The organism is Rhizobium sp. 42MFCr.1 (genome assembly GCF_000377185.1).
GTDB lineage: Bacteria > Pseudomonadota > Alphaproteobacteria > Rhizobiales > Rhizobiaceae > Rhizobium > Rhizobium altiplani.
On the sequence record NZ_KB897824.1, the window covers coordinates 66,003 to 87,400 of the forward strand.

Genomic DNA, 21,398 nt, shown 5'->3' on the forward strand with positions numbered 1-21,398 from the left:
TTTGTTGCATGTTCTTGTTTGCAGGTTACGGCCCGTCCGTCGGCCCGGCCGCGCGGGATCAACCGTGGTTGATCATTACGTGCCGGACGGCGGTGTAGTCCTCCAGTGCGTAGACGGACATGTCCTTGCCATAGCCTGATTGCTTCAGGCCGCCATGCGGCATTTCGTTGGTGAGCATGAAGTGCGTGTTGATCCAGGTGCAGCCATATTGCAGGCGGGCGGCAGTTTTCATGCCGCGGCTGATGTCCTTGGTCCAGACCGACGAAGCGAGGCCGTAGTCGCTGTCGTTCGCCCAGGTGACGGCATCCTCGACATCGGTGAAGCGGGTGACGGAAACGACCGGACCGAAAACCTCGCGGCGAACGATCTCGTCATCCTGCGTGGCGCCGGCGACGACCGTCGGCGTGTAGAAAAAGCCCTTGTCGCCGGAGGTCTTGCCACCGGTGGTGATTTCCATGTGCTTGTGTTCGGACGCACGGGCGACGAAGCTTTCGACGCGGTCGCGCTGGCGCTTGGAGATCAGTGGGCCGATCTCGTTCTCGGTGTCGTCGGCCTGATTGAACTTGATCGAGGAGACGGCTGAGGAGAGGTCGGCGACGAACCTGTCGTAGACCTTCGCATCGGCGTAGATGCGGCAGGCGGCGGTGCAGTCCTGGCCGGCATTGTAGTAGCCGAAGGTGCGGATGCCCGCGACAACAGCGTCGATGTCGGCGTCGTCGAAGACGATGACCGGCGCCTTGCCGCCGAGTTCCAGGTGGGTGCGCTTCACGGTCTTGGCGGCTGCCTGCAGAACTTTCTTGCCGGTAGCGACGTCGCCTGTGATCGAGACCATCGAAATCTTCGGATGATTGATCAGGGCATTGCCGACGCTCTCGCCGCGGCCGAGGATGACGTTGACGACGCCTTCCGGCAGGATATCGGCAAGCAGCTTCGCCATCTTAAGTGCGGTGAGCGGCGTCTGTTCGGAGGGCTTGAAGACGACGGTGTTGCCGCCGGCGATTGCCGGAGCCAGCTTCCAGGCCATCATCATCAGCGGATAGTTCCACGGCGCGATGGAGCCGATGATACCGACCGGATCGCGGCGGATCATTGATGTATGACCAGGCAGGTATTCGCCGGCGACGGGGCCGTGCAGATTGCGGACGGCGCCTGCAAAGAAGCGGTAGCAATCGACGATTGCCGGGATTTCGTCGTTCAACACGGCATTGATCGGCTTGCCGCAGTTCAGGGCTTCCAGTGCGGCAAACCCCTCGGCGTCCTTCTCGATCGCATCGGCGATCCTGAGGAGGTAGCTGGAGCGTTGGCCCGGTGTCGTCTGCGACCAGTCCTGGAATGCGGATTCTGCGGCGTCGACGGCAGCGTCGATCTGGGCAAGCGAGGCTTCCGGCAGGTCAAGCACGGTCTCGCCCGTCTTCGGGTTCAGGATGTGCTCTTCCGTTTCCGTGCCCGCTTCGAAACGGGACCCAATCAGCATCGCGGTGTCCATGATGTTCTCCCTTAATTATTTGCCGGCTCCGGCGACCTGGTCGCCGTCGCGAGTGAGGTAGTAGGCTGCCAGGATCGGCAGGAAAGTGACGAGCACGACGACCATCGCGACCACGTTGGTGACCGGGCGTTGGCGTGGGCGGATGAGTTCTTCGAGCATCCAGATCGGCAGCGTCGATTGCTGGCCGCCGGTGAAGGTGGTGACGATGACTTCGTCGAAGGACAGCGCGAAGGCGAGCATGCCGCCGGCCAGAAGCGCGGTCCCGATGTTCGGCAGGATGACGTGGCGGAAGGTCTGGAAACCGTCGGCGCCTAGATCCATCGATGCCTCGATCAGTGAACCCGAGGTGCGGCGGAAGCGGGCGACGGCGTTGTTGTAGACGACAACGACGCAGAAGGTCGCGTGACCGAGCACGATCGTCCAGACCGAAAATGGAATGTCGAACAGGCTGAAGGCCGAGCGCAGTGCAATGCCGGTGATGATGCCGGGCAGCGCGATCGGTAGGATGACGAGGAGCGAGATTGCTTCACGGCCGAAGAACTTCGTCTGGCTTACTGCGGCTGCGCAGAGCGTGCCGAGCACCAGCGCGATCGCGGTGGCGATGCAGGCGACCTGCACGGAGAGGCCGAGCGCTGACCAGACATCCGGGCGGTTCCACGCGATGGCGAGCCATTGCGTCGTCAGTCCCGGTGGCGGCCATTGATAGCTCTTCTCTTCCGTCGTGAAGGCATAGACGAAGATCAAGAGGATCGGCAGGTGTAGGAAGAGCAGGCCACCGGCTGCGGCGATCTTTAGAAGCAGCGGTGAACGCTGGGAACGGTCAGAGCGCATCGAAGGCCCCCTGTTTCTTGGCCAGCCAGAGATAAACGGCCATGATGACGATCGGGACGACGGAGAAGGCGGCCGCGAGCGGGACGTTGCCCGCGGTGCCCTGCTGGGCATAGACCGCCTGGCCGATGAAGAGGCGCGACGAACCGATGATCTGCGGGATGATGTAGTCGCCTAATGTCAGCGAGAAGGTGAAGATCGAGCCGGCGACGATACCGGGCAGCGCCAGCGGGAAAAGTACGGTGCGGAAGGTCTGGCTCGGTGTGGCGCCGAGATCGGACGACGCCTCGATCAGGTTGCCTGGGACGCGTTCGAGTGCTGCCTGTGTCGGCAGGATCATGTAGGGCAGCCAGACATAGACGAAGACGACAAACGTACCGAGATAGCTGACCGACAGCGAATTGCCACCGACAACGGGCAGGTTGAGGATGCCGTCGAGCAGCCAGGACAGGTGCAGCTTCTCGAAGATCCAGGTGAGGATGCCTTCCTTCGCGAGGATGAGTTTCCAGGCGTAGATCTTCACGAGATAGCTCGACCACAGCGGCAGCATGACACCGAGGTAGAACAGCGCCTTCCATTTGCCCTGCGCATAGCGAGCAGCGTAGTAGGCGATGGGAAAGGCGACGACGGCAGAAGCCAGTGTCACCAGCGCCGCCATGATGATGGTGCGGATGATGATGTCAAAATTCGTCGGGCTGAGGAGTTGCGCATAGGTCGCAAGCGTGAACTCGTAATTCACCAGGCCCGAGAAATCATCGATCGAGAAGAAGCTCTGCAGGAGCAGCGCGATCAGTGAGCCGATGTAGATGATGCCGAGCCACAGGAGCGGCGGCGTCAGCATCAGGAAGAGCAGCAGTCTAGGATGGCGCCAGAAGGCGTCCGAGAGCTGTCCGAAGAAACCGCCGCGACCGGGAAGGATCGAGGTCTCGCGCAGTTCCGCCGGTTTGGTGAGGGCAAGCGCTGTCATGCTGCGTCATCCATGTAATGCACGTCGACGGGCTGCCAGACGAGGCGGACGCTTGTGCCGACATCCGGCACGTTGGCGCCGGCCGGCAGCATGACGTGCAGGCGGGTGCCGCGGATATCGACCGAGAGGCGGGTTGCCGCGCCGAGGAAGCTTGCATGCTCCACACGCGCCTCAACGCCTTCGCCGGCGACGTGGATCGCTTCCGGACGCAGGCTCGCCCAGCGCTTCTCGCCGCCGAGCGCGGTCATCATATCGGGCGCAATGACATTGGAGGAGCCGACGAAATCCGCGACGAAGCGCGTCTTCGGGCGCCGATAGATGTCGTGCGGCGTACCTTCCTGGACGATGCCGCCGTTGTTGAAGACGGCGACGCGGTCGGCCATCGACAGGGCCTCGCCCTGGTCGTGGGTGACGAAGATGAAGGTGATGCCGAGCGCGCGCTGCAGGCTCTTCAATTCCTCCTGCATCTGCTCGCGCAGCTTCAGGTCGAGCGCGCCGAGCGGTTCGTCGAGGAGAAGGACTTTCGGCTTGTTGACGAGGGCGCGGGCGAGCGCCACACGCTGCCGCTGGCCGCCGGAGAGCTGTCCGGGTTTGCGCGCGCCGTAACCGGGAAGCTTCACAAGCTCCAGCGCCTGCTCGGCGGCTTTGGTGCGCTCTGGCCTACCGACACCCTTGACCATCAGCCCGTAGGCGACGTTGTCGAGGATGTTGAGATGCGGGAAGAGCGCGTAGTCCTGGAAGACGGTGTTGACGTTGCGGCGATAGGGCGGGATGCCTTCGGCGGTCTCACCGAAGATTTCGATGTGGCCGCCCGTCGGCTGCTCGAAGCCTGCGATCAGGCGCAGGCAGGTTGTCTTGCCGGAGCCGGAAGGGCCAAGCATGGCGAAGAACTCGCCGGGCGCGATTTCGAGATCGACGCTGTCGACGGCGCGGACCGGCCCGAAATGGCGCGAGACCTGTTGGAAACGGACGGCGGGAATCATTGTAAAACTCCGGGATGTTGCGTCTTTCACCTTCCCAGCGGGAAGGATGCGGCCCAAGGGGCCCCGACGAGGGGACAATTCGGCGTTCCGTCGTTGCCCCCAGCGCTCGGACGTTTCGCTCTTGTCTTCATTGTCCCCTCGCCTTGCCCTCAGCGGGCGCCTTCTCCGCTTGCGGAGAAGGAGAGGTTGTGCGGGCGGATTATCGTCCGCCGATCACACCGATATAGTCGGAGACCCAACGGTGATACGGTACGCACTCGCCCTGCGTTGCGCATTTGGCCGTCGGCGTTCTCCAGAACTTGATCTTGTCGAAGTGATCATAACCGTTCGTTGAGCAACCCTCGTCGGTCAGCAGCTCGTTGCCCTTGCAGGCAGCGGGAACGGAAGGAACGGCGCCGAACCAGGCAGCGGCATCGCCCTGGACCTTGGCCTGCAGCGAATGCTCCATCCACATGTAGGCGCAATTCGGGTGTTCGCTGTCGACATGCAGCATGGTCGTGTCAGCCCAGCCGGTGGCCCCTTCTTCCGGGAAGGTGGAGGCGATCTTCTGTTTGTCGGCTTGCATCAGGTTGACCTGGAACGGCCAGGAACCGGAGGCCACGACGCCTTCGTTCTTGAAGTCGTCGATCTGGATCATCGCGTCGTGCCAGTAGCGGGAGACGAGCTTGCGCTGGCCGCGCAGCAGGTCGAGCGCCGCCTTGTACTGGTCTTCGTTCAGTTCATAGGGATCCTTGATGCCGAGTTCCGGCTTGTGCGCCATCAGGTAGAGAGCGGCATCGGCAACGTAGATCGGACCATCATAGGCCTGGACACGGCCCTTGTTGGACTTGCCGTCGGGAAGGGTTTCTTCCTCGAAAACGACCTTCCAGCTGGTCGGTGCCTTATCCTTGAAGGCATCGGTGTTATACATCAGCACGTTCGGCCCCCAGAGATAGGGAACGCCGTAGTGGACGTCTTTGACCGTGTACCATGCGCCTTTCTGCAGGCGCGGATCGACGTTCTTGAAGCTCGGGATGAGATCGGTGTTGATCGGCTGGACACGCTTGCCTGCGATCAGGCGAAGCGACGCGTCGCCGGAGGCCGTGACGAGGTCGAATCCGCCTTCGTTCATCAGCGAGACCATTTCGTCGGAGGTCGCCGCCGTCTTGACCGACACTTTGCAGCCGGTTTCCTTTTCGAAGCCGGTGACCCAGTCGTAGCTCTTGTCGCTTTCACCGCGTTCGATGTAGCCCGCCCAGGCTACGATGCTGACAGCACCTTCGCCCTTGCCAAGCGCCTTCAGCGGTTCGGCTGCGGCAACCTGCGTCACGAAGCTCACGCTCGCGAGGGCAGCAGTGCACGATTTCAGAAGATATTTCATCTGATGTCTCCCGGTTGTTGCCACTTTTCGTGGCGTTATGTTCCCGGTTGAAAGGTGCGCTGAATTTTCCGGTTTCGCAAATTCATTTATCAGAAAGGCGATATCGGAATTTCCGATATCGTCCGAAGGATCACCGGGGCCGGCCGGATCGCAGGGCTTCTGCGATGCCCACGAAGTCGCGCGCCGCTTGCGGCAAACTCGAGCCCTTTCGCCAGACCATGCCGACCTGGACGACCGGAAGGGAGCCGGACACGTCACGGCTCTCGATTCGGTCGCCTTCCAGCGACCAGGGGCGATAGACCAGGTCGGGCAATAGCGCCACGCCGGCACCGGTCGCGACCAGACTGCGTACCGCTTCCACCGAGCGCGTGCGGAAGGCGACATGCGGCCGTGCGCCAAGCGCCGACAGCAGCTTGCCGGTGTTTTCCTCGATTTCGTCGACGGTCAGCATGATCAGCGGTTCGCGAGCGATGTCCGCCACGGAAATGATGTCGGCGGAAACGAGTGGATGGCCCATGGGCAACCACAACCGGTAAGGTGACGTCTCCAGGATCTCTGCCTGCAGGGCCATGCGGTCGCGCAGGTTGGAAATGACCATGACGGCCACATCCAGTTCGCCGCCGACCAGCAGGTGCTCGAGATAGCCGCCATTGTCTTCGATTGCGCTGACTTCGACGCCCGGGCAGGCGCGGCGATAGCGGGCCAGGAGGTCGGAGAGCACATAGCCGGCGACGAGCGAGGTGACGCCGATGTTGAGTTTGCCGGAGATCTCGTTCTGCTTGCCGGAAAAGCTGGTGCGCGCATCCGTCACGCTTGCCAGGATTTTCGTCGCATGGCGAAGGAACTGATGGCCATTGTGGGTGATCGTCAGGCCGCGTGGATGACGCTCGAAAAGCTCGACGCCGAGGTCGGTTTCAAGCTCCTTGAGGGCCTCCGTGACCGACGATTGCGAGATCGAAAGGTTCTGCGCGGCGCGCGTTACAGAGCCCTGCTCGGCGACGGCAACGAAGTACTGGATCTGGCGAAGCGTGAAGGCCATCAGCCGTTAGAGCATGGCCGTGAGGACATTGGCAAGCATAGGGAAAGCTTGGACCTTTTTTGGTGTTAATCCCATACTGATGCAAACTTAGAGCCCGCGTTTAAGTATTCGGAAACGTCATTTCTCTAGCGTCGAAACCACTCGTATTGCGTTGGAGCTTGTTAATGGCGGAGCAGTTGGCGTGAAGGCCCTACTGCGCATCTTCCGGCCTTCCCGGAAATTGGTGTTTATCATCGCTGGCGTCGCCCTTCTCGGGGGCGTCTCCGGCGGTGCCGCGCTTTTTATCGGCAAGGATAGGCTCCTTGGCCCTTCCGCAGAGACGATGAACGGCCTCTCCTGCACCGACGTCAATCTCGTCACCATCAAGAAGCAGAACCGCGTCTGGATCCGTAAATATATCAAGACCGAGCCGACCGATGGCATGACTCGCGTCAAGACCGCGCTTCGCGTCGCCAAGACGATCTACGATGCGCAGAGGCCCGATCTCGTGCAAGTCGTCGTTCTCGATACCAACGGACCGACGCTGCGCTCGGATATTCGCGGCAGGGCGATCGGCGCTGACGTCGTCTATATTCCGCATCCCGATCCCGTCCTCGAAGGCACGGAAGCCAAGACCTACACCGCCCGCTACTATGACGGGGAGGCGGCGGACAACGGGCTGTTCTTCGGCGAACGCGTCGATCTACCCGAGGACGAGATAACCGCGATGAACGCGTCCTTCAGGGACTATTCGGACTGTATCGATCCCATCGCCGTTGCCGCTACCAAGGGCGGCGAAGGAGAGGGCAAGAAAACTGCGAAGACAGCAGAGGCAAAGGAAGTAAAGCCCGCGGAAGGCGGCGAACATGGCTCCGCACCTGCCAAAGAGCCTGCTGCGCCGGAAGCCGCGCCCGGAGCCGGCCACTAACCCTTTCCAACAAAAAAGCGGCGAGCCCAACGGGTCGCCGCCTTTTTCTATTCCAGGTAAGCCGGCTCAGTCGGCCTTGCTGCGTCGAGCCGGGAAGAGGATGACGTCGCGGATCGATGGGGCGTTGGTGAGCAGCATGATCAGGCGGTCGACGCCGATCCCGAGACCGCCGGCGGGCGGCATGCCCTGGTCGATCGCATCGAGGAATTCGTCGTCCAGCTGCTTTTCCTTTTCGCCGCGGGCGTGCGCCTGCTCCAGCTGCTCGACCATGCGGCGGCGCTGCTCTTCCGGATCGTTGAGTTCCGAGAAGGCGTTGCCGAGTTCCCAGGCGTTGCAGTAGGTCTCGAAGCGTTCGACAAGGCGCCGCTCGCCTGGCACTTCCTTGGCGAAGGGCGAGATGTCCTTCGGAAAGTGGGTGACGTGTGATGGCTGAATGAGCGTGGCCTCAACCTTTTCTTCGAAGATGAAGGCAAGGCATTCGCCCCAGGTCCAGTCCTTCTCGACTTCGAAGCCGGCGGCCTTGGCAGCCGCGCGGGCTTCCTCGTCGGTCTTCATGGCGAGGAAGTCGATACCGGTCACTTCCTTGACGGCGTCTGGCATCGGCACGCGCTTGAACGGCCCCTTGAAGGAGATCGTCTTGTCGCCGAAGGGGAATTCCGTCGTGCCGTGGATCGACAGTGCCAGGCTTTCGAACAGCCGCTCCACGAGGTCCATGATGTCCTCGTAGTCGGCATAGGCCCAGTAGCACTCCATCATCGTGAATTCAGGATTGTGCCGGGTCGAGACGCCTTCGTTGCGGAAGTTGCGGTTGATCTCGAATACCTTGTCGGTAAGGCCGGAGACCAACGTCCGCTTCAGGTACAGTTCCGGCGCGATGCGCAGGTACATGTCGAGCTTCAGCGTGTTGTGATGCGTCTTGAACGGCTCGGCGGTGGCGCCGCCATAGACCGAGTGCAACATCGGCGTTTCGACTTCCATGAAGCCGTCGTTTTCCATGAAGCGGCGGATGCCGGACACGATCTTCGAACGCTGCTGGAAGCGGAGCTTCGATTCCTCGTTGGTCATGATGTCGAGGTGGCGCTTGCGATAGCGGATCTCGACGTCGGAAACGCCGTGCCACTTCTCCGGCATCGGGAGCAGCGACTTCGTCAGCATGGTGATTTCGCGAGCGTTGATCGACAGCTCGCCGCGCTTCGTGCGGCGCACCGTGCCGGTCACGCCGATGATATCGCCGATATCGATCATGCCAAGCATGTTGCGGGCTTCTTCCGGCGTCACGTCCTTGTGGCTGAAGATCTGGATCTTGCCCGAGGCGTCATGGATATCCATGAACATGCCGGAGTTGCGCGAGGAATAGACGCGACCGGCAACGGTCACGACATCCTGCGTCTCGACGTCGGATTCGAGGTCCTTGTACTTCTCCGCCAGTTCGGCATTGGTCATGGTCCGGTGGAAATGCGCCGGATAGACCTCGCCGATCTGTTCGCGCAGCAGCTTCAGCTTCTGGGCGCGGACCTCGGTCGCGTCGGAGGAAAGGGTCGCTGTTTCGGTCTTTTCAGTCATGATGCAAACGTCCGGTTCAGTTCTTCGGGCCGACGAGGGAGGCAACTGCCTGGGCGGCCAGTTTCAGCCGCTGACGCACGACGGAACGGCCGAGGATCGCCATCGAGTCGAAGAGCGGCAGCGAGCGCGACGAGCCTGATACTGCGACGAAGAGCGGGGCCACGACGACCTTCAGCTTCTTGCCCATGCGGTCGGCAATGGCGCGTAGCTCGGCTTCGATCGTCTCGACGTTCCATTCGAGGATCTTTTCGAGATCCGGCTGGACGGTGTTGAGGATCTCGAGGATCTCTTCCGGCGGTGACTTGATCTTGGCGAAGGCCGACGGGTCAACGCCGAGGTCGGACTTCAGCAGGAAGCCTGCGAGGTCAGGTAGTTCGCCGAGCTTGGAAATGCGCGACTGCGACAGGCGCAGGCCCGCCTTCAGGCGATCGTTCTCCATCGCCCAGTCGAGCACGCGGGCCTGGAACTCCTCTTCGGACAGCTTCTCACGAATCCAGCGGCCGTTCAGCCAGTCGAGCTTCTGGATGTCGAAGATGGCGCCGGCCTTCGAAAGGTTTTCGGGATCGAACTTCTCGGAAAGCTCGTCCATATCAAGCAACTCTTCGCCTTCGGCGATCTGCACGAAGAACAGGCCGAGGAAGTTCATCAGCGCTTCCGGGATATAGCCGAGAGCGGAGTAGTAGGAGATTGACGTCGGGTTCTTGCGCTTCGAGAGCTTCGATTTGTCGGCATTGCGCATCAGCGACAGATGCATGAACACCGGCTGCTCCCAACCGAAGTAGCGGTAAAGCAGGATGTGCTTCGGCACGGATGCCAGCCATTCTTCGCCGCGCGCGACATGGGTGATTCGCATCAGATGGTCGTCGATGACGTTTGCCATGTGATAGGTCGGCATGCCGTCGCCCTTGATCAGGACCTGCATGTCAACGGAATCCCACGGAATGCTGACATCGCCATAGACGCCGTCGGTGAAGTCGCAGGAGCCCTCGGTCGGGATCTTCATGCGGATCACGGAGCCTTCGCCGGCGGCCATCTTCGCGGAGACCTCTTCGGCCGAGTACTTCAGGCAGAGGCCGTCATACTTCGGCGCCTTGCCGGCGGCGCGCTGCTCTTCGCGCATCTTCTCTAGACGCTCAGGCGTGCAAAAACAGCGGAACGCATGCCCCTTGTCCAGCAGTTCCTGGCCGTATGGGGTGTAGATGTCCTTGCGGTCGGACTGACGGTACGGGCCGTAGGGGCCACCGATGTCAGGACCTTCCCTCCATTCGAGGCCGCACCATTTCAGCGCGTCCAACACCTTGGTCTCGAATTCCGGGGTCGAGCGCGTCGCATCGGTGTCTTCGATGCGCAGAATGAACTCGCCGCCGTTCTTCTTGGCGAAAAGGTAGTTGAAGAGAGCGATGTAAGCAGTGCCGACATGCGGCTCGCCGGTCGGCGAGGGAGCAATGCGGACGCGGACGCCGGAAGCTGTCATTTTATGTGCCCGTCAAATGAATGCCGGACGGCTTGCCTGAGAAAGCGACGTTCGGCCGGAAAGAATGCAGATAACTGGATCAGGAAACCGGCCGGAAAAGGGCACTGCCCCCGTTCATCCGCCGATTGCCCATTTGGCTGGCCTTAAGGCCATATTCGACCGCGCGCGTCAAGGAAAATGGGCGATCGCATCAATGGACAGGCCAGACGTAGAGCAGGACAGGTACGCTGACGAGGACGATGACGAATGACAGCGGCAGGCCGAGGCGGGGGTAATCGCTGAAACGATAGCCGCCGGGACCGAAGACCAGCGTGTTGCATTGGTGGCCGATCGGCGTCAGGAAATCGCAGCCAGCGCCGATGGCGACCCCCATCAAAAAGGCCTCCGGTCTATAGCCGAGCGTGTGGGCAAAGCTCGCCGCAATTGGCGCCATGACCAGAACCGTTGCCGCATTGTTGAGGAACGGCGTTACCGCCATGGCGGTGATGACGATCAGAGTCAGCGCGCCGAAGGGCGGCATCTGGGCGGCGAAGTGCCCCAGCCACCCGGCAATCAGATCGCTTCCGCCGGTCGTTCGCAATGTGTCGGAGACGGGGATCAGCGCGGCAAGCATGATGAGGATCGGGCCGTCCACCGCCTTGTAGACCTCGGCAAGGGGGATGGCCCGAAAAACGACCATCGCCAGCGCGGCGCAGAAGAAGGCGACCGAAACCGGAACCATTCCGGCCGCCGTCATCCCCATCGCTGTCGCAAGGATCAGCAGCGGTACGTAAGCTCTGCGCGGCGTGCCGAGCATGATTTCGCGCTGCGCCAATGGGAGACAGGAGAATTCCTGCAGGAAGCCCGGCAGGTTTCGACGGCTGCCTTGCAGCACAAGAACATCGCCGGCGCGCAGGGTGACTTCGCTCAACCGTTCGGTCAGCCTGTGCCCGTGCCGGCTGACCGCAAGCAGGTTGATGCGCCGGCGGTTCCAGAGCGAGAGCTGGCGCGCGGACCACCCGATCAGCATGGACTCGGAGGAGACCACTGCTTCGATCGAAGTCACGTCGCCCTCCGTCTTTGCTTCGGGGATCGGTTTGCCTGAAAGTTTGAGTTTGGCGTTGGAAACGACGCGATCCAGGGCTTCAGGACGCCCTTCCAGCAGAATCGTGTCGCCCGGCTTCAGGAGAACGTCGGGGAACGGCGCGAGGCGCGAATGCCCGCGCAGGATCGCGGTTGCGACCACTTCTCCATCGCCGAGCTGCAGGAGCTCGTTGAGCTTTTTGCCTTCGAAGCCGGAGCCTTCGACCACCGTTGCTTCGGAGAAATAGTTCTTCAAATCCAACGCTTCCTCAAGCGATGGGTTCTCGTTCTGCCGTTCGGGAACGAGCCAGTGGAAAAGGATCAAGAAGACGATGCCAACCAGAGCAAGCGTCGCGCCGACGGGTGTGAAGTCGAACATCGTGAAAGGCGTCCCGGTGATTTCGCCGCGAAGCCGCGAGACCACGATGTTTGGTGAGGTGCCGATCTGCGTCATCAACCCGCCGAGTAGCGCGGCAAAGCTCATCGGCATCAGGTAAAGCGACGGAGACCTCCCGCTTTTTCGGGCAAATTGGAAGGCGACTGGAATCATGATCGCAAGCGCGCCGATGTTCTTGATGAAGGCCGACAGAAGCGCGACGACAATGAGCAGCAGCGCGAGCTGCGCATGCAGCTTGGTCAGGTTCGGAAAGAAGCGCTTGATCGTTGTATCGACGATCCCCGAGCGCGCCACGCCGGCGCTGACGATGAGGGCGCTGCCGACGATGATCACGATGTCGTCGCTGAAGCCCGAAAATGCCCGGTTGAAAGGCACGATACCGACGCAGATGGCCAGCACGAGAGTGCAACAGGCAACCAGGTCATAGCGAAACCGATCCCAGATGAAGACTGCCATCATCAGGCCGATGAGCCCGAAGGCGAGGATCTGCTGCGTTGTCATGCGATTCCAGCAACTTGAGGTCGGCACCGGCGAGTGCCCGCCGTACCGATAACTGTAAGCTCCGCTGGACTAATCAATGCCGCGCCGCGGGCAAAGTTCCTAACGCCGCCCGTCGAGGATACGGATCGTTTCAGTGAGGATTTCGTCCGAGAGGGCAGGGTCATCGACGGCGCGCGCCATGACGAGGGCTCCGACGAGGCTTGAGAGATCTGCTATGGCCTTGCCGCGATCGACCGTTTGCCCCTGCTGCGCCTGGATCTGTTCGACCTGCTCGATGCGTGCGCGAACGTAGTCGGTGATCCCGCCGCGCTGCCCCTTGGGGAGGCGGGCGATTTCCGGGCCAAGAGCCGCAACCGTGCAGCCGCTGTCCGCCGCATCTCGATGTGCCCTCGATAGATAATTCTTCGCCAACGCACCGAGCGTGGCGTAGGCGGGTTCGGAACGTAGGCTTTCCAAAAGGGCGTGGCTGACGGCTTCCGCGGCAAGGTCGCCCTTCGATTTGAAGTGGCCGTAGAAACCACCATGCGTCAATCCGGCGCCCTTCATTACTTCGTCGACGCCGACAGCATGAATTCCTTTCTCTCGAAAGAGCCGACCGGCCGTGTCGATGATCCGTTGGCGGTTCTGGTTCGCCTGTTCCTTTGTTGGGCGCATTTGAGGCTCTCATCATTTGTTCTTGACAAATTATATGACGTCCGTCATTTAAATGCAAATGAATGACGATCGTCATTTAAAATTGACCAAGGAAGCAAGGAAGGCAATGACAATGCGCTATAGGATTTTCGGCCGAACCGGACTTCGTGTCTCCAGCCTGGCACTTGGCACAGGCAATTTCGGGACGGGCTGGGGTTACGGTTCCAGTCGCGAGGAGGCCAAGGTGGTCTTCGATGGCTACCGCAACGCCGGCGGCAACTTCATCGACACGGCCGACCAGTATCAATTCGGCCAGTCGGAAACGATGGTCGGCGAGTTCATCGCGAGCGACCGCGATGACATGGTCGTCGCGACGAAGTTCTCGCTCGGTGATCGTCACGCGGCCGGCCTCCAGCGTACAGGCAACAGCCGCAAGGCCATGGTTCAGTCGGTCGAGGCAAGCCTGAAGCGGCTCGGCACCGATCGGATCGATCTTCTTTGGGCGCACATGCCGGATGCCGTAACGCCGATCGACGAGATCATGCGAGGTTTCGATGATCTCGTCCGCTCGGGCAAGATCCTCTATGCCGGACTTTCCGACTTCCCGGCTTGGCGCGTGGCGACTGGTGCCACGCTTGCCGAGCTTCGTGGCTGGGCGCCACTGTCGGCTCTGCAGCTGGAGTACAGCCTCGTCGAGCGTACGTCCGAGCGCGAGCTGCTGCCGATGGCGGCGGCCTTTGGCCTTGGTACTGTCGGCTGGTCGCCGCTCGGCGGCGGGCTGCTGACCGGTAAGTACCGCAAGGGCGAAACTGGCCGCCAGCAGGGGCTCGGCGTCGTCATTCACTCCGAAAGCGATGCGCGCAAGACGGCAACGGTCGATACAGTTCTGGCAATCGCCGAGGAAACCGGCGTGCCGGCCGGCCAGATCGCCATCGCCTGGGTGCTGCACAAGGGCACGCTGCCGATCATCGGGCCGCGAACGGCTGAGCAGCTTGCCGACAACCTTGCCGCGCTGGACGTGAAGCTTAGTGAGGAGCAGGTTCGGCGCCTCGATGACGCGAGCGCGATATCGCTCGGCTTTCCCCACGATGTGGTCTCCCAGAGCCGCAACACGCTGGCCGGTGCAAAGGCCGACCTCATCGACTGGCCGACGATTGCGGTTCGCTAACTGTGATGCCGTGGCCACACTGGGTCGCTCCTTCCAGGACGGCGCGGTGCTTCGCAGTTGCTATTGTTGAAGCTCGGCAAGCGCCCTGCGAAGAGGTGTGTCGGAGATCTGGATCCAGCCCGAGAATGGAATATCCATATCCAGCACGATGAAGATCGATAGCGATATCAGGAGCGCGGAGATGGTGAACATCAGCACGACAATGATGTTTCTTGGCGCGCGATAGCCGAAGCTCGCAAAGATCAACGTCAGCCACGCCGTCAGCATGCTTATGAGCGGCCTTGGGATGACGCCTTCCGACTGTTCCACGATGACCCAGCGCTGCTCGACGATCCGTTGATATTGCTGGCGAGCGTCGTTCCACAACACCACATGGCCCGGGTCGGAAGGCACGATCAGTGCCAGACTGTCTCCGACGGCGTTGAGGGCAATCTCGCTTGTGCGGTCGCTTTTGACCAGCGGATCCGGCGCGGCGCGTGCCGGATTGGTGAGAGCCTTTTCGACGTAGTTCTCCAGACGCTTGCGAGTTTCCGTGGCCTCGAGGCCATAGGTCCGCAAGGTCCGGTCGAGAAGGATGATCTGGGTTGCGAACGCGTGAACGTTCTTGTCGATCTCGCCGAAAGTGTTCTTCGAGGAATTGATCATCAGGCCGAAGACCAGCGATGTCATGACGACGAAGATGTTGGCGACGAGCCGAACGACGGTGTTGGTCTCGTCCTGCCGGTGATGCACAGGCAGCTTTGAATAGGTCAGCATCGTTCCGATCGAGGCTGTCATGAGCAAAGCAAAGACAACGGCCGCCACCAGCGATTCCAGTGCCATCTTTCGTTGCGCCCTCCCGTGCTCTCGACGGCAAACTAGCTGTTTTAATTGATTTTGTCAGTGGACCGGATCTGCCCGCTGGACAAACGCTCCGTTGGGTATAGCTTCCGCGGCGGAATTCATGGTGGAGATAGCGATGACGGACCTTTTGAATATACCGGTGAAGCTGGCCGATGGTCGCGAGACAACGCTGAACGATCACCGCGGCCAGGTGATTTTGGTCGTCAATGTCGCCTCCAAATGCGGCCTCACCGTTCAATATGAAGGGCTTGAGAAGCTCTATGAGGACAAGCGAGAGCGCGGCTTCGTGATTGCCGCCTTTCCGGCAAACAATTTCAAGGGGCAGGAGCCGGGTACGGATGCCGAGATCGTCGAGTTCTGCACGCTGACCTATGACGTGAAGTTTCCGATCTTCTCGAAGATCTCCGTCAAGGGCGGGGACAAGCATCCGCTCTACCAGAACCTGACGGCGGCTGCCGGGACTGCCGTCGGCGAAGGTCCGATGCGGGAGCGGCTGCGCAGCAATGGCCTGGCGACCGACGATAAGAGTGAAATTCTCTGGAACTTCGAAAAGTTCCTGATCGGTCGCGATGGCAAGATCGTGGCGCGGTTTGCGCCTGACGTGACGGCAGATGACCAGCGACTGGTTTCGGCCATCGACAAGGAACTTTCAAAGACCGCCTAAGACCGGCTATTAAGCCGGAGCGACTGCTGCGCCGTTCAGAAACAGGTCGGCGCACATTTTCGCCCGGGCCGCGATCTCCTCAATCCCCGGCGCCGGCTGCTGGCGCAGCATGGCGGCGCGCTGGGGCTCCATGGCCATCATGCCGCGCAGCATGCCGCAGGCCGCATGCGGGTCTTCGAGAGCGATGACGCCGCGATCAACCTGCTTGCGCAGCCACCCCTCCATCAGCGCATTCGTTCGGACGATGGCTTTTTCGTAGAAGGAAGCGGAGATCTCGGGGAAGCGGTCGGACTCGCCGATCACAAGCCGCATCATCGTGATTGTGTCGTCCGAAAGCGTCAGCATGCCGTAAGCCATCAGCATCCGCTCCAGTCCCTGGCGAAGATCGGCCGCGGCAAGCGTAGTCGGGTCGAGAGCCAGCAAAAAGCGTCCAATGCGATCGGTGATCAGGTCGGAAAAGAGGTCGGCTTTCGTCGGAAACAGCCTGTAGAGCGTCTTCGTCGAGACGCCCGCTTCCTGCGCAATATCCGCGATGCACGCCGTTGCATATCCGTTCGCGTGAAACTGCTTGTTGGCAGCCTCGATGATGACGCTCCTGGTGTCCTCGTCGCACCGCGCCTGCGGTCTGCCGCGCGGCCTTCTCTCGATCTTGTGATTTTGGACCATCGGTATTTTCCAAATTCAAGTTGACATCCATTTTATAGAGCATATTTTGGAAAACGTCAATTTTCCATTTTGTGCATCAGAGGCTGCATCGCTTGCGACGGCGGCCATGATCCGGAGAAAACAATGACCGCCCAGAAGCTGCATGCTCTGAACAACAACGCCGATCCAACCGCCGTAGCGGTCGCAGAGGTGATCCCGGAAACGCTTGAAGCGAGCAAGCCGCCGCACGCGGAGGCGCCACGCGCTGCCGCTGACGTGCCGCAAGCCCGCAAACGAGCCGGCCGGTTGCTCCTGCTTGGCGCAGCCGCCCTCGCGATCGTGGCCGGGGGTGCCTACTACGGACACGATTACTGGACGGTCGGTCGCTTCCACGTGTCGACCGACGACGCCTATGTGAAGGCGGACAACAGTGCGATCGCGCCGAAGGTTTCCGGCTACATCGCCCGGGTACTCGTCAACGACAACGAGACCGTCAAGGCGGGTCAGCCGCTTGCGCGTATCGATGATCGCGACTTCCGAGCCGCGCTCGACCAGGCGAAGGCCGACGTTGCCGCCGCGGCGGCGACGCTGAATGCGAAGGAGGCGGCCCTCCAAATCCAGCAATCGACGATCGCCGCCGCCCGCGCCACGGTCGAGGTCGACAAGGCCAACGAGACGTTCGCCGAGCAGAACAACAAGCGCTATTCGAGCCTGGCCACCAACGGTTACGCCCCGGTCCAGACCGCGCAGCAGGCCGCCTCGCAGATCGCGGCAGCACAGGCGACCATCGTGCGCGACAGCGCCGCCCTCGATGCAGCCGTAAAGCAGGTCGATCTTCTGAATGCCGAGCTTGCCCAGGCAAAGGCTGCGCTCACCCGCAGCCAGGCGCTTGAGCGCCAGGCCGAACTCAATCTCTCCTATGCCACGATTGTGGCGCCGGTCGATGGCTCCGTTGGCAACCGTACACTGCGCGTTGGCCAGTACGTCCAGGCAGGCACGCAGCTGATGTCGGTCGTTCCCACCAGCGCGGCCTATATCGTTGCGAACTACAAGGAAACGCAGCTGACCGACGTGCATGCCGGCCAGCCTGTCGAGATCGAAGTCGATACGTTCCCGGGCCGCACTTATCACGGTCACGTCGACAGCATCGCACCGGCCAGCGGCCAGGAATTCGCGCTGCTGCCGCCGGACAACGCCACCGGCAACTTCACGAAGGTCGTCCAGCGTATCCCGGTCAAGATCGTGCTCGACGGCAATGGAGCGGCAGCCGGCGATCTTCGCCCCGGCATGTCGGTGCAGCCAAGCATCAACACCAAGGCCGCCGATGCGGCCGATGGGGCCTGACCGGAGAGGATGAGGGTGGTGCCATGTCTACCACAACTGCAACCGTTGCCCCCGTCTCCCAGCCGGGCGCCAGCGTAAAGGATTGGATTGCCGTACTTGCCGGGATGATCGGCGCGTTCATGGCAATCCTCAACATCCAGATCACCAACGCCTCGCTCCTCGATATCGAGGGCGGCATCGGCACCGGCGTTGACAACGGCGCCTGGATCTCGACGTCGTATCTGATCGGTGAGATCGTCGTCATTCCGCTGACGGCGTATTTCAGCAGCGTCTTTTCCTTCCGCCGCTACATTCTCGTCAATTCGGTTCTCTTCCCGATCTTTTCGATCGCCTGTGCCTTCGCCCACGATCTCGGCACGATGATCCTGCTGCGTGGCCTGCAGGGATTTGCCGGCGGTGTCCTCATCCCCATGGCGTTTACCATGGTGCTTACCAAGCTCCCCAAGTTTCAGCAGCCTCGCGGCCTCGCACTCTTTGCCCTGTCCGTCACCTTTGCCCCGGCCATTGGCCCGACGATCGGCGGTTATCTCACGGAGAACTACGGCTGGCAGACGATTTTCTTCATCAACGCGCTCCCGAGTGCCATCATGGCCGCTGCGCTTGCCCTGACGCTCGAGAAGCAGCCGATGCAGCTCCACCTGCTGAAGGAAGGTGACTGGGCCGGCATTGTTACCATGGCGATCGGCCTTTCCGCCCTGCAGACGGTGCTCGAGGAGGGAAACAAGGAGGACTGGTTCTCCTCGCCTTTCATCGTCAAGCTCAGCATCGTGGCGTTCGTCTTCCTCGCTGCCTTCATCTGGATCGAGCTGACGGTTCAAAAGCCCCTGGTGAAGCTCAGTCTCCTGAAGCAGCGCAACTTCGGCATTGGCGTTGCCGTCAATGTGCTCGTCGGCGTCGCGCTGTTCGGGACCGTCTACATCCTGCCGCAGTATCTGGGACAGGTGCAGCGTTACAATGCCGAGCAGATCGGCAATGTCCTGGCCTGGACCGGCCTGCCGCAGCTGCTGCTCATTCCCCTCGTTCCGCTGCTGATGAAGCGCTTCGACGCCCGCTATATCGGTTTCCTCGGCATTTCGATCTTCGCGATCAGCTGCTTCATGAACATCACGCTGTCAGCGAACAACGCCGGTGATCAGTTCTGGATTCCGAACATCGTGCGGGCGATCGGCCAGGCCCTGGTCCTGACCCCGATCACCGCAATCACGACCGCTGGTATTGCTGCGTCGGATGCGGCGGCTGCCTCGGGCCTGACGAACATGCTGCGCAACCTCGGCGGCGCGGTCGGCACGGCGTCGCTTGGCACGATCCTGACCGAGCGCGAGCAGTTCCATTCGAATATCATCGGGCAGTCTGTAACGCTGGCTCGCGATGAGGTTCGTGATCGCCTCGCCCAAACCACCAACTACTTCCTGGCACACGGCGTCTCCGATCCGGCAGTCGCCAGCCAGAAAGCCATCGTCGCCTTGGGTCAGATCGTCAGACGTCAGGCTCTGATCCTTGGCTTTAGCGACACCTTCGCTGTGATCGGCGTCGTGCTGGCCATTGCCGCCTTCGCCCTGTTGCTCACGCGCAAGGCGCAGCCCGGTGGCGGCGCCGGCGCCCACTGAACAGCGCAATTGAACCGAATCAATGCATGACTGCGGCCGGACTCGATCCGGCCACAGTCATGTTCTGCGGTAGTGACGGCGGAATTCGCTTGGCGAACAGTGTTCGCGATCCTGAAACAGCCGCGAAAAGTAGAAGGCATCGTCAATACCGACGGCATACGCAATCGCCTCGATCGACCGATCCGATGTCGTCAGCAGCTGCTTGGCCCGATCGATACGAAGGCGCAGCTGGAAAGCCTTCGGCGACAGGCCGAGGGCAGCCTGGAAATGCCGCCGCAGCGTTGCCGGCGACATGCCGAATTCTTGTGCCAGCGAATGCATGTCCACCGGCTCGAAAGCCCGGCGCTGCAAGGTCTCGATGATCAACTCGATCTCGACGTTCGCCCCGTTGTCGCCGCCGGCGTTCGCATGGCGCGCGGATTGGACGGCGATGCGGTGAAGCGTCGCTGCCGCCGAAGCGAGGCTGAGCGGATCGCCTGCGGCAAAGTCCGAATGAAGCGCGCCGAAGAGGTGCTGCATCTCACGCAGGTTCTGTAGACGCACCACCGGTTCTGTCGGCGAGATCAGGCGCTGGCGGATCAGGTCTGCGATCAGCGTCCCCTCGAAGAGAGCCCATCTCTCCTCCCAGCTCGTTCCGTTCGTCGGGCCATAGGAATGTAATGTGCCGGCCGGCAACCAGAAGAGCGACGGCCCGTTGATCTCTTGAAGGCCCGCCTTCGCTGTCTGCAGCGTGCCATCCCCGGCCTCGACAAGGACGACCGCGTGCATTGGCAGGCGGCGGTTGGTGATACGCGCTCCGATGCGCTGCCGGCCAAACCCCGTGACGGCGAGCGCCATGCCTTCGGAAGAGGGCCAACGATAGAGAGCGATCGGCGCTTCAGTCATGAGCGAAAAGTCCAGTCGCTCTTTCCGTCCATGGCAAGTTTATCTCCAGTGTCTCACATATGCAGCGTCCATTTCGCTTTGGGAGTGATCGAAATGTCAAGTCTTGCCCTGGATCAGCAGCCAGCTCAACCACCGGCGATCGACTTGGTCGCCAACGGGAAAGTCCTTTCGACCGCAGCGAACCGGTTGGGCGAACTCAAGCCGACGGATCCGTCGATCGGCGTGGAGGCGATCCGCAGGCTTTATCACGAAAACGGCTATGTCTGGTTGAAGCGCTTTCTCGATCCCCAAGTGGCCAATGCGTTTCGCGGCTGGGTTTTTTCGCATCTGGCGCGCGGCGGGCTCGTCGCGCCAGGCACCGATCCGATGCTCGGGCTATCCGCCGGCACGGGTTTGGACAAAGGCCAGGTGGATCGCATTTTGATGTCGCTCGTCCGCTCGGTCGCCTTCGAGGGTTTTTGCGCGCAGCCGCGGCTTGCGCAGTTCATGGATGAGTTTCTTTCCGGCATCTCCTACCTGCACAAACGCAAGATCATGCGCTTTACCCAACCCGGTACGACGACAGCGACGCCGGCGCATTACGATCTGGTCTATCTACGTGGCGGCACCAACCGGCTGGTGACGGCCTGGATTCCGATCGGCGACACCCCAGTCGACATGGGTGGTCTCGTGTACCTCGAGGGCTCGCATGCCATTGGTGTGCGCATGGAGGAGGAGTTTTCCAGAAAGAGCCTCGACCTGTCTGCGGAAGAAAAGATCAGTGCCTTCAACCGCAACATGACCGAGGGCGGCTGGGTATCGAAGGACCTGCCCGACATGGCAGAGCGCTTCGATACGCGCTGGCTGGTCGCCGACTACGAGGCCGGCGATGTCGTGTTGCACAGCCCTTACATGATCCACGCCTCGACCACGAACCAAAGCGCCTCGAACAGGATCAGACTGTCGACGGATATCCGCTATCAAAACGTCGATGACGAGATCGATGCCCGATGGGGCAACCACTGGACCCTGGGGGACATGCTCTAGGGCACGGCCTCATTGC

The 21,398-nt window shown here is 61.4% G+C and carries 19 protein-coding genes; 6 read left to right on the top strand and 13 right to left on the bottom strand.

The annotated features are described in order from the left end of the window. Positions 1–58: 58 nt before the first annotated feature. The 6 genes from C934_RS0109585 to C934_RS0109610 form a co-directional block, all read right to left on the bottom strand. A complete protein-coding gene (locus C934_RS0109585; RefSeq protein WP_018856500.1) occupies positions 59–1,486 on the bottom strand; it encodes a gamma-aminobutyraldehyde dehydrogenase in 1,428 nt (475 codons plus the stop codon). Between the two features lie 15 nt (positions 1,487–1,501). Further along, a complete protein-coding gene (locus tag C934_RS0109590; RefSeq protein WP_018856501.1) occupies positions 1,502–2,317 on the bottom strand; it encodes an ABC transporter permease in 816 nt (271 codons plus the stop codon). Continuing rightward, the gene (locus tag C934_RS0109595; protein ID WP_018856502.1) at positions 2,307–3,281 is read right to left on the bottom strand and encodes an ABC transporter permease; all 975 of its coding nucleotides are present in this window, start codon (positions 3,279–3,281) and stop codon (positions 2,307–2,309) included. Before C934_RS0109595 ends, C934_RS0109590 begins: the two co-directional genes overlap by 11 nt. Continuing rightward, positions 3,278–4,264, bottom strand: a complete 987-nt coding sequence (locus C934_RS0109600) for an ABC transporter ATP-binding protein (RefSeq protein ID WP_018856503.1) — start codon at positions 4,262–4,264, stop codon at positions 3,278–3,280. The genes C934_RS0109595 and C934_RS0109600 overlap by 4 nt, the downstream gene beginning before the upstream one ends. Positions 4,265–4,463: 199 nt before the next feature. Next, complete coding sequence (locus tag C934_RS0109605) at positions 4,464–5,624, bottom strand: ABC transporter substrate-binding protein (protein WP_018856504.1); 1,161 nt, start codon at positions 5,622–5,624, stop codon at positions 4,464–4,466. A 130-nt stretch (positions 5,625–5,754) separates the two neighbouring features. After that, positions 5,755–6,663, bottom strand: coding sequence for a LysR family transcriptional regulator (locus C934_RS0109610; RefSeq protein WP_018856505.1), 909 nt, complete (start codon positions 6,661–6,663; stop codon positions 5,755–5,757). A gap of 181 nt (positions 6,664–6,844) precedes the next feature. Here C934_RS0109610 and C934_RS0109615 point away from each other — a divergent pair, with 181 nt between their 5' ends. Further along, positions 6,845–7,570 (top strand): hypothetical protein, encoded by a 726-nt coding sequence (locus tag C934_RS0109615; protein ID WP_026371709.1) that lies wholly within the window; start codon positions 6,845–6,847, stop codon positions 7,568–7,570. Between the two features lie 66 nt (positions 7,571–7,636). Here C934_RS0109615 and lysS read toward each other — a convergent pair whose 3' ends face one another. From lysS to C934_RS0109635, 4 genes are all read right to left on the bottom strand, one after another. After that, positions 7,637–9,133, bottom strand: a complete 1,497-nt coding sequence (lysS, locus tag C934_RS0109620) for a lysine--tRNA ligase (RefSeq protein WP_018856507.1) — start codon at positions 9,131–9,133, stop codon at positions 7,637–7,639. Between the two features lie 16 nt (positions 9,134–9,149). Continuing rightward, the gene (gene gltX, locus C934_RS0109625) at positions 9,150–10,607 is read right to left on the bottom strand and encodes a glutamate--tRNA ligase (RefSeq protein ID WP_018856508.1); all 1,458 of its coding nucleotides are present in this window, start codon (positions 10,605–10,607) and stop codon (positions 9,150–9,152) included. Positions 10,608–10,797: 190 nt separating this feature from the next. After that, a complete protein-coding gene (locus C934_RS0109630; protein ID WP_018856509.1) occupies positions 10,798–12,567 on the bottom strand; it encodes an SLC13 family permease in 1,770 nt (589 codons plus the stop codon). 99 nt (positions 12,568–12,666) lie between these two features. Next, the gene (locus tag C934_RS0109635; protein WP_018856510.1) at positions 12,667–13,221 is read right to left on the bottom strand and encodes a TetR/AcrR family transcriptional regulator; all 555 of its coding nucleotides are present in this window, start codon (positions 13,219–13,221) and stop codon (positions 12,667–12,669) included. A 112-nt stretch (positions 13,222–13,333) separates the two neighbouring features. Between C934_RS0109635 and C934_RS0109640 the strand changes: the two genes are divergently transcribed. Next, positions 13,334–14,368: an aldo/keto reductase gene (locus tag C934_RS0109640; protein ID WP_026371710.1), complete on the top strand. Its 1,035-nt coding sequence runs from the start codon at positions 13,334–13,336 to the stop codon at positions 14,366–14,368. A 60-nt stretch (positions 14,369–14,428) separates the two neighbouring features. Here C934_RS0109640 and C934_RS0109645 read toward each other — a convergent pair whose 3' ends face one another. Beyond that, positions 14,429–15,190 carry a bestrophin-like domain gene (locus C934_RS0109645; RefSeq protein WP_018856512.1) on the bottom strand — a complete coding sequence of 254 codons (762 nt, stop codon included), beginning with the start codon at positions 15,188–15,190 and terminating at the stop codon, positions 14,429–14,431. 136 nt (positions 15,191–15,326) lie between these two features. Here C934_RS0109645 and C934_RS0109650 point away from each other — a divergent pair, with 136 nt between their 5' ends. Beyond that, positions 15,327–15,875, top strand: a complete 549-nt coding sequence (locus tag C934_RS0109650) for a glutathione peroxidase (RefSeq protein ID WP_018856513.1) — start codon at positions 15,327–15,329, stop codon at positions 15,873–15,875. Between the two features lie 9 nt (positions 15,876–15,884). Here C934_RS0109650 and C934_RS0109655 read toward each other — a convergent pair whose 3' ends face one another. Continuing rightward, positions 15,885–16,541 (bottom strand): TetR/AcrR family transcriptional regulator, encoded by a 657-nt coding sequence (locus C934_RS0109655; RefSeq protein ID WP_018856514.1) that lies wholly within the window; start codon positions 16,539–16,541, stop codon positions 15,885–15,887. Positions 16,542–16,664: 123 nt separating this feature from the next. Between C934_RS0109655 and C934_RS0109660 the strand changes: the two genes are divergently transcribed. Both C934_RS0109660 and C934_RS0109665 read left to right on the top strand, forming a co-directional pair. Then, complete coding sequence (locus C934_RS0109660) at positions 16,665–17,864, top strand: HlyD family secretion protein (RefSeq protein ID WP_018856515.1); 1,200 nt, start codon at positions 16,665–16,667, stop codon at positions 17,862–17,864. A gap of 23 nt (positions 17,865–17,887) precedes the next feature. Then, a complete protein-coding gene (locus tag C934_RS0109665; protein WP_018856516.1) occupies positions 17,888–19,471 on the top strand; it encodes a DHA2 family efflux MFS transporter permease subunit in 1,584 nt (527 codons plus the stop codon). Positions 19,472–19,528: 57 nt separating this feature from the next. Here the strand turns inward: C934_RS0109665 and C934_RS0109670 are convergent, their stop codons facing one another. After that, entirely contained in the window at positions 19,529–20,356 is an 828-nt protein-coding gene (locus C934_RS0109670) for a helix-turn-helix transcriptional regulator (protein WP_018856517.1), read from the bottom strand. 93 nt (positions 20,357–20,449) lie between these two features. Here C934_RS0109670 and C934_RS0109675 point away from each other — a divergent pair, with 93 nt between their 5' ends. Next, positions 20,450–21,382, top strand: a complete 933-nt coding sequence (locus tag C934_RS0109675) for a phytanoyl-CoA dioxygenase family protein (protein WP_018856518.1) — start codon at positions 20,450–20,452, stop codon at positions 21,380–21,382. Positions 21,383–21,398: the final 16 nt, after the last annotated feature.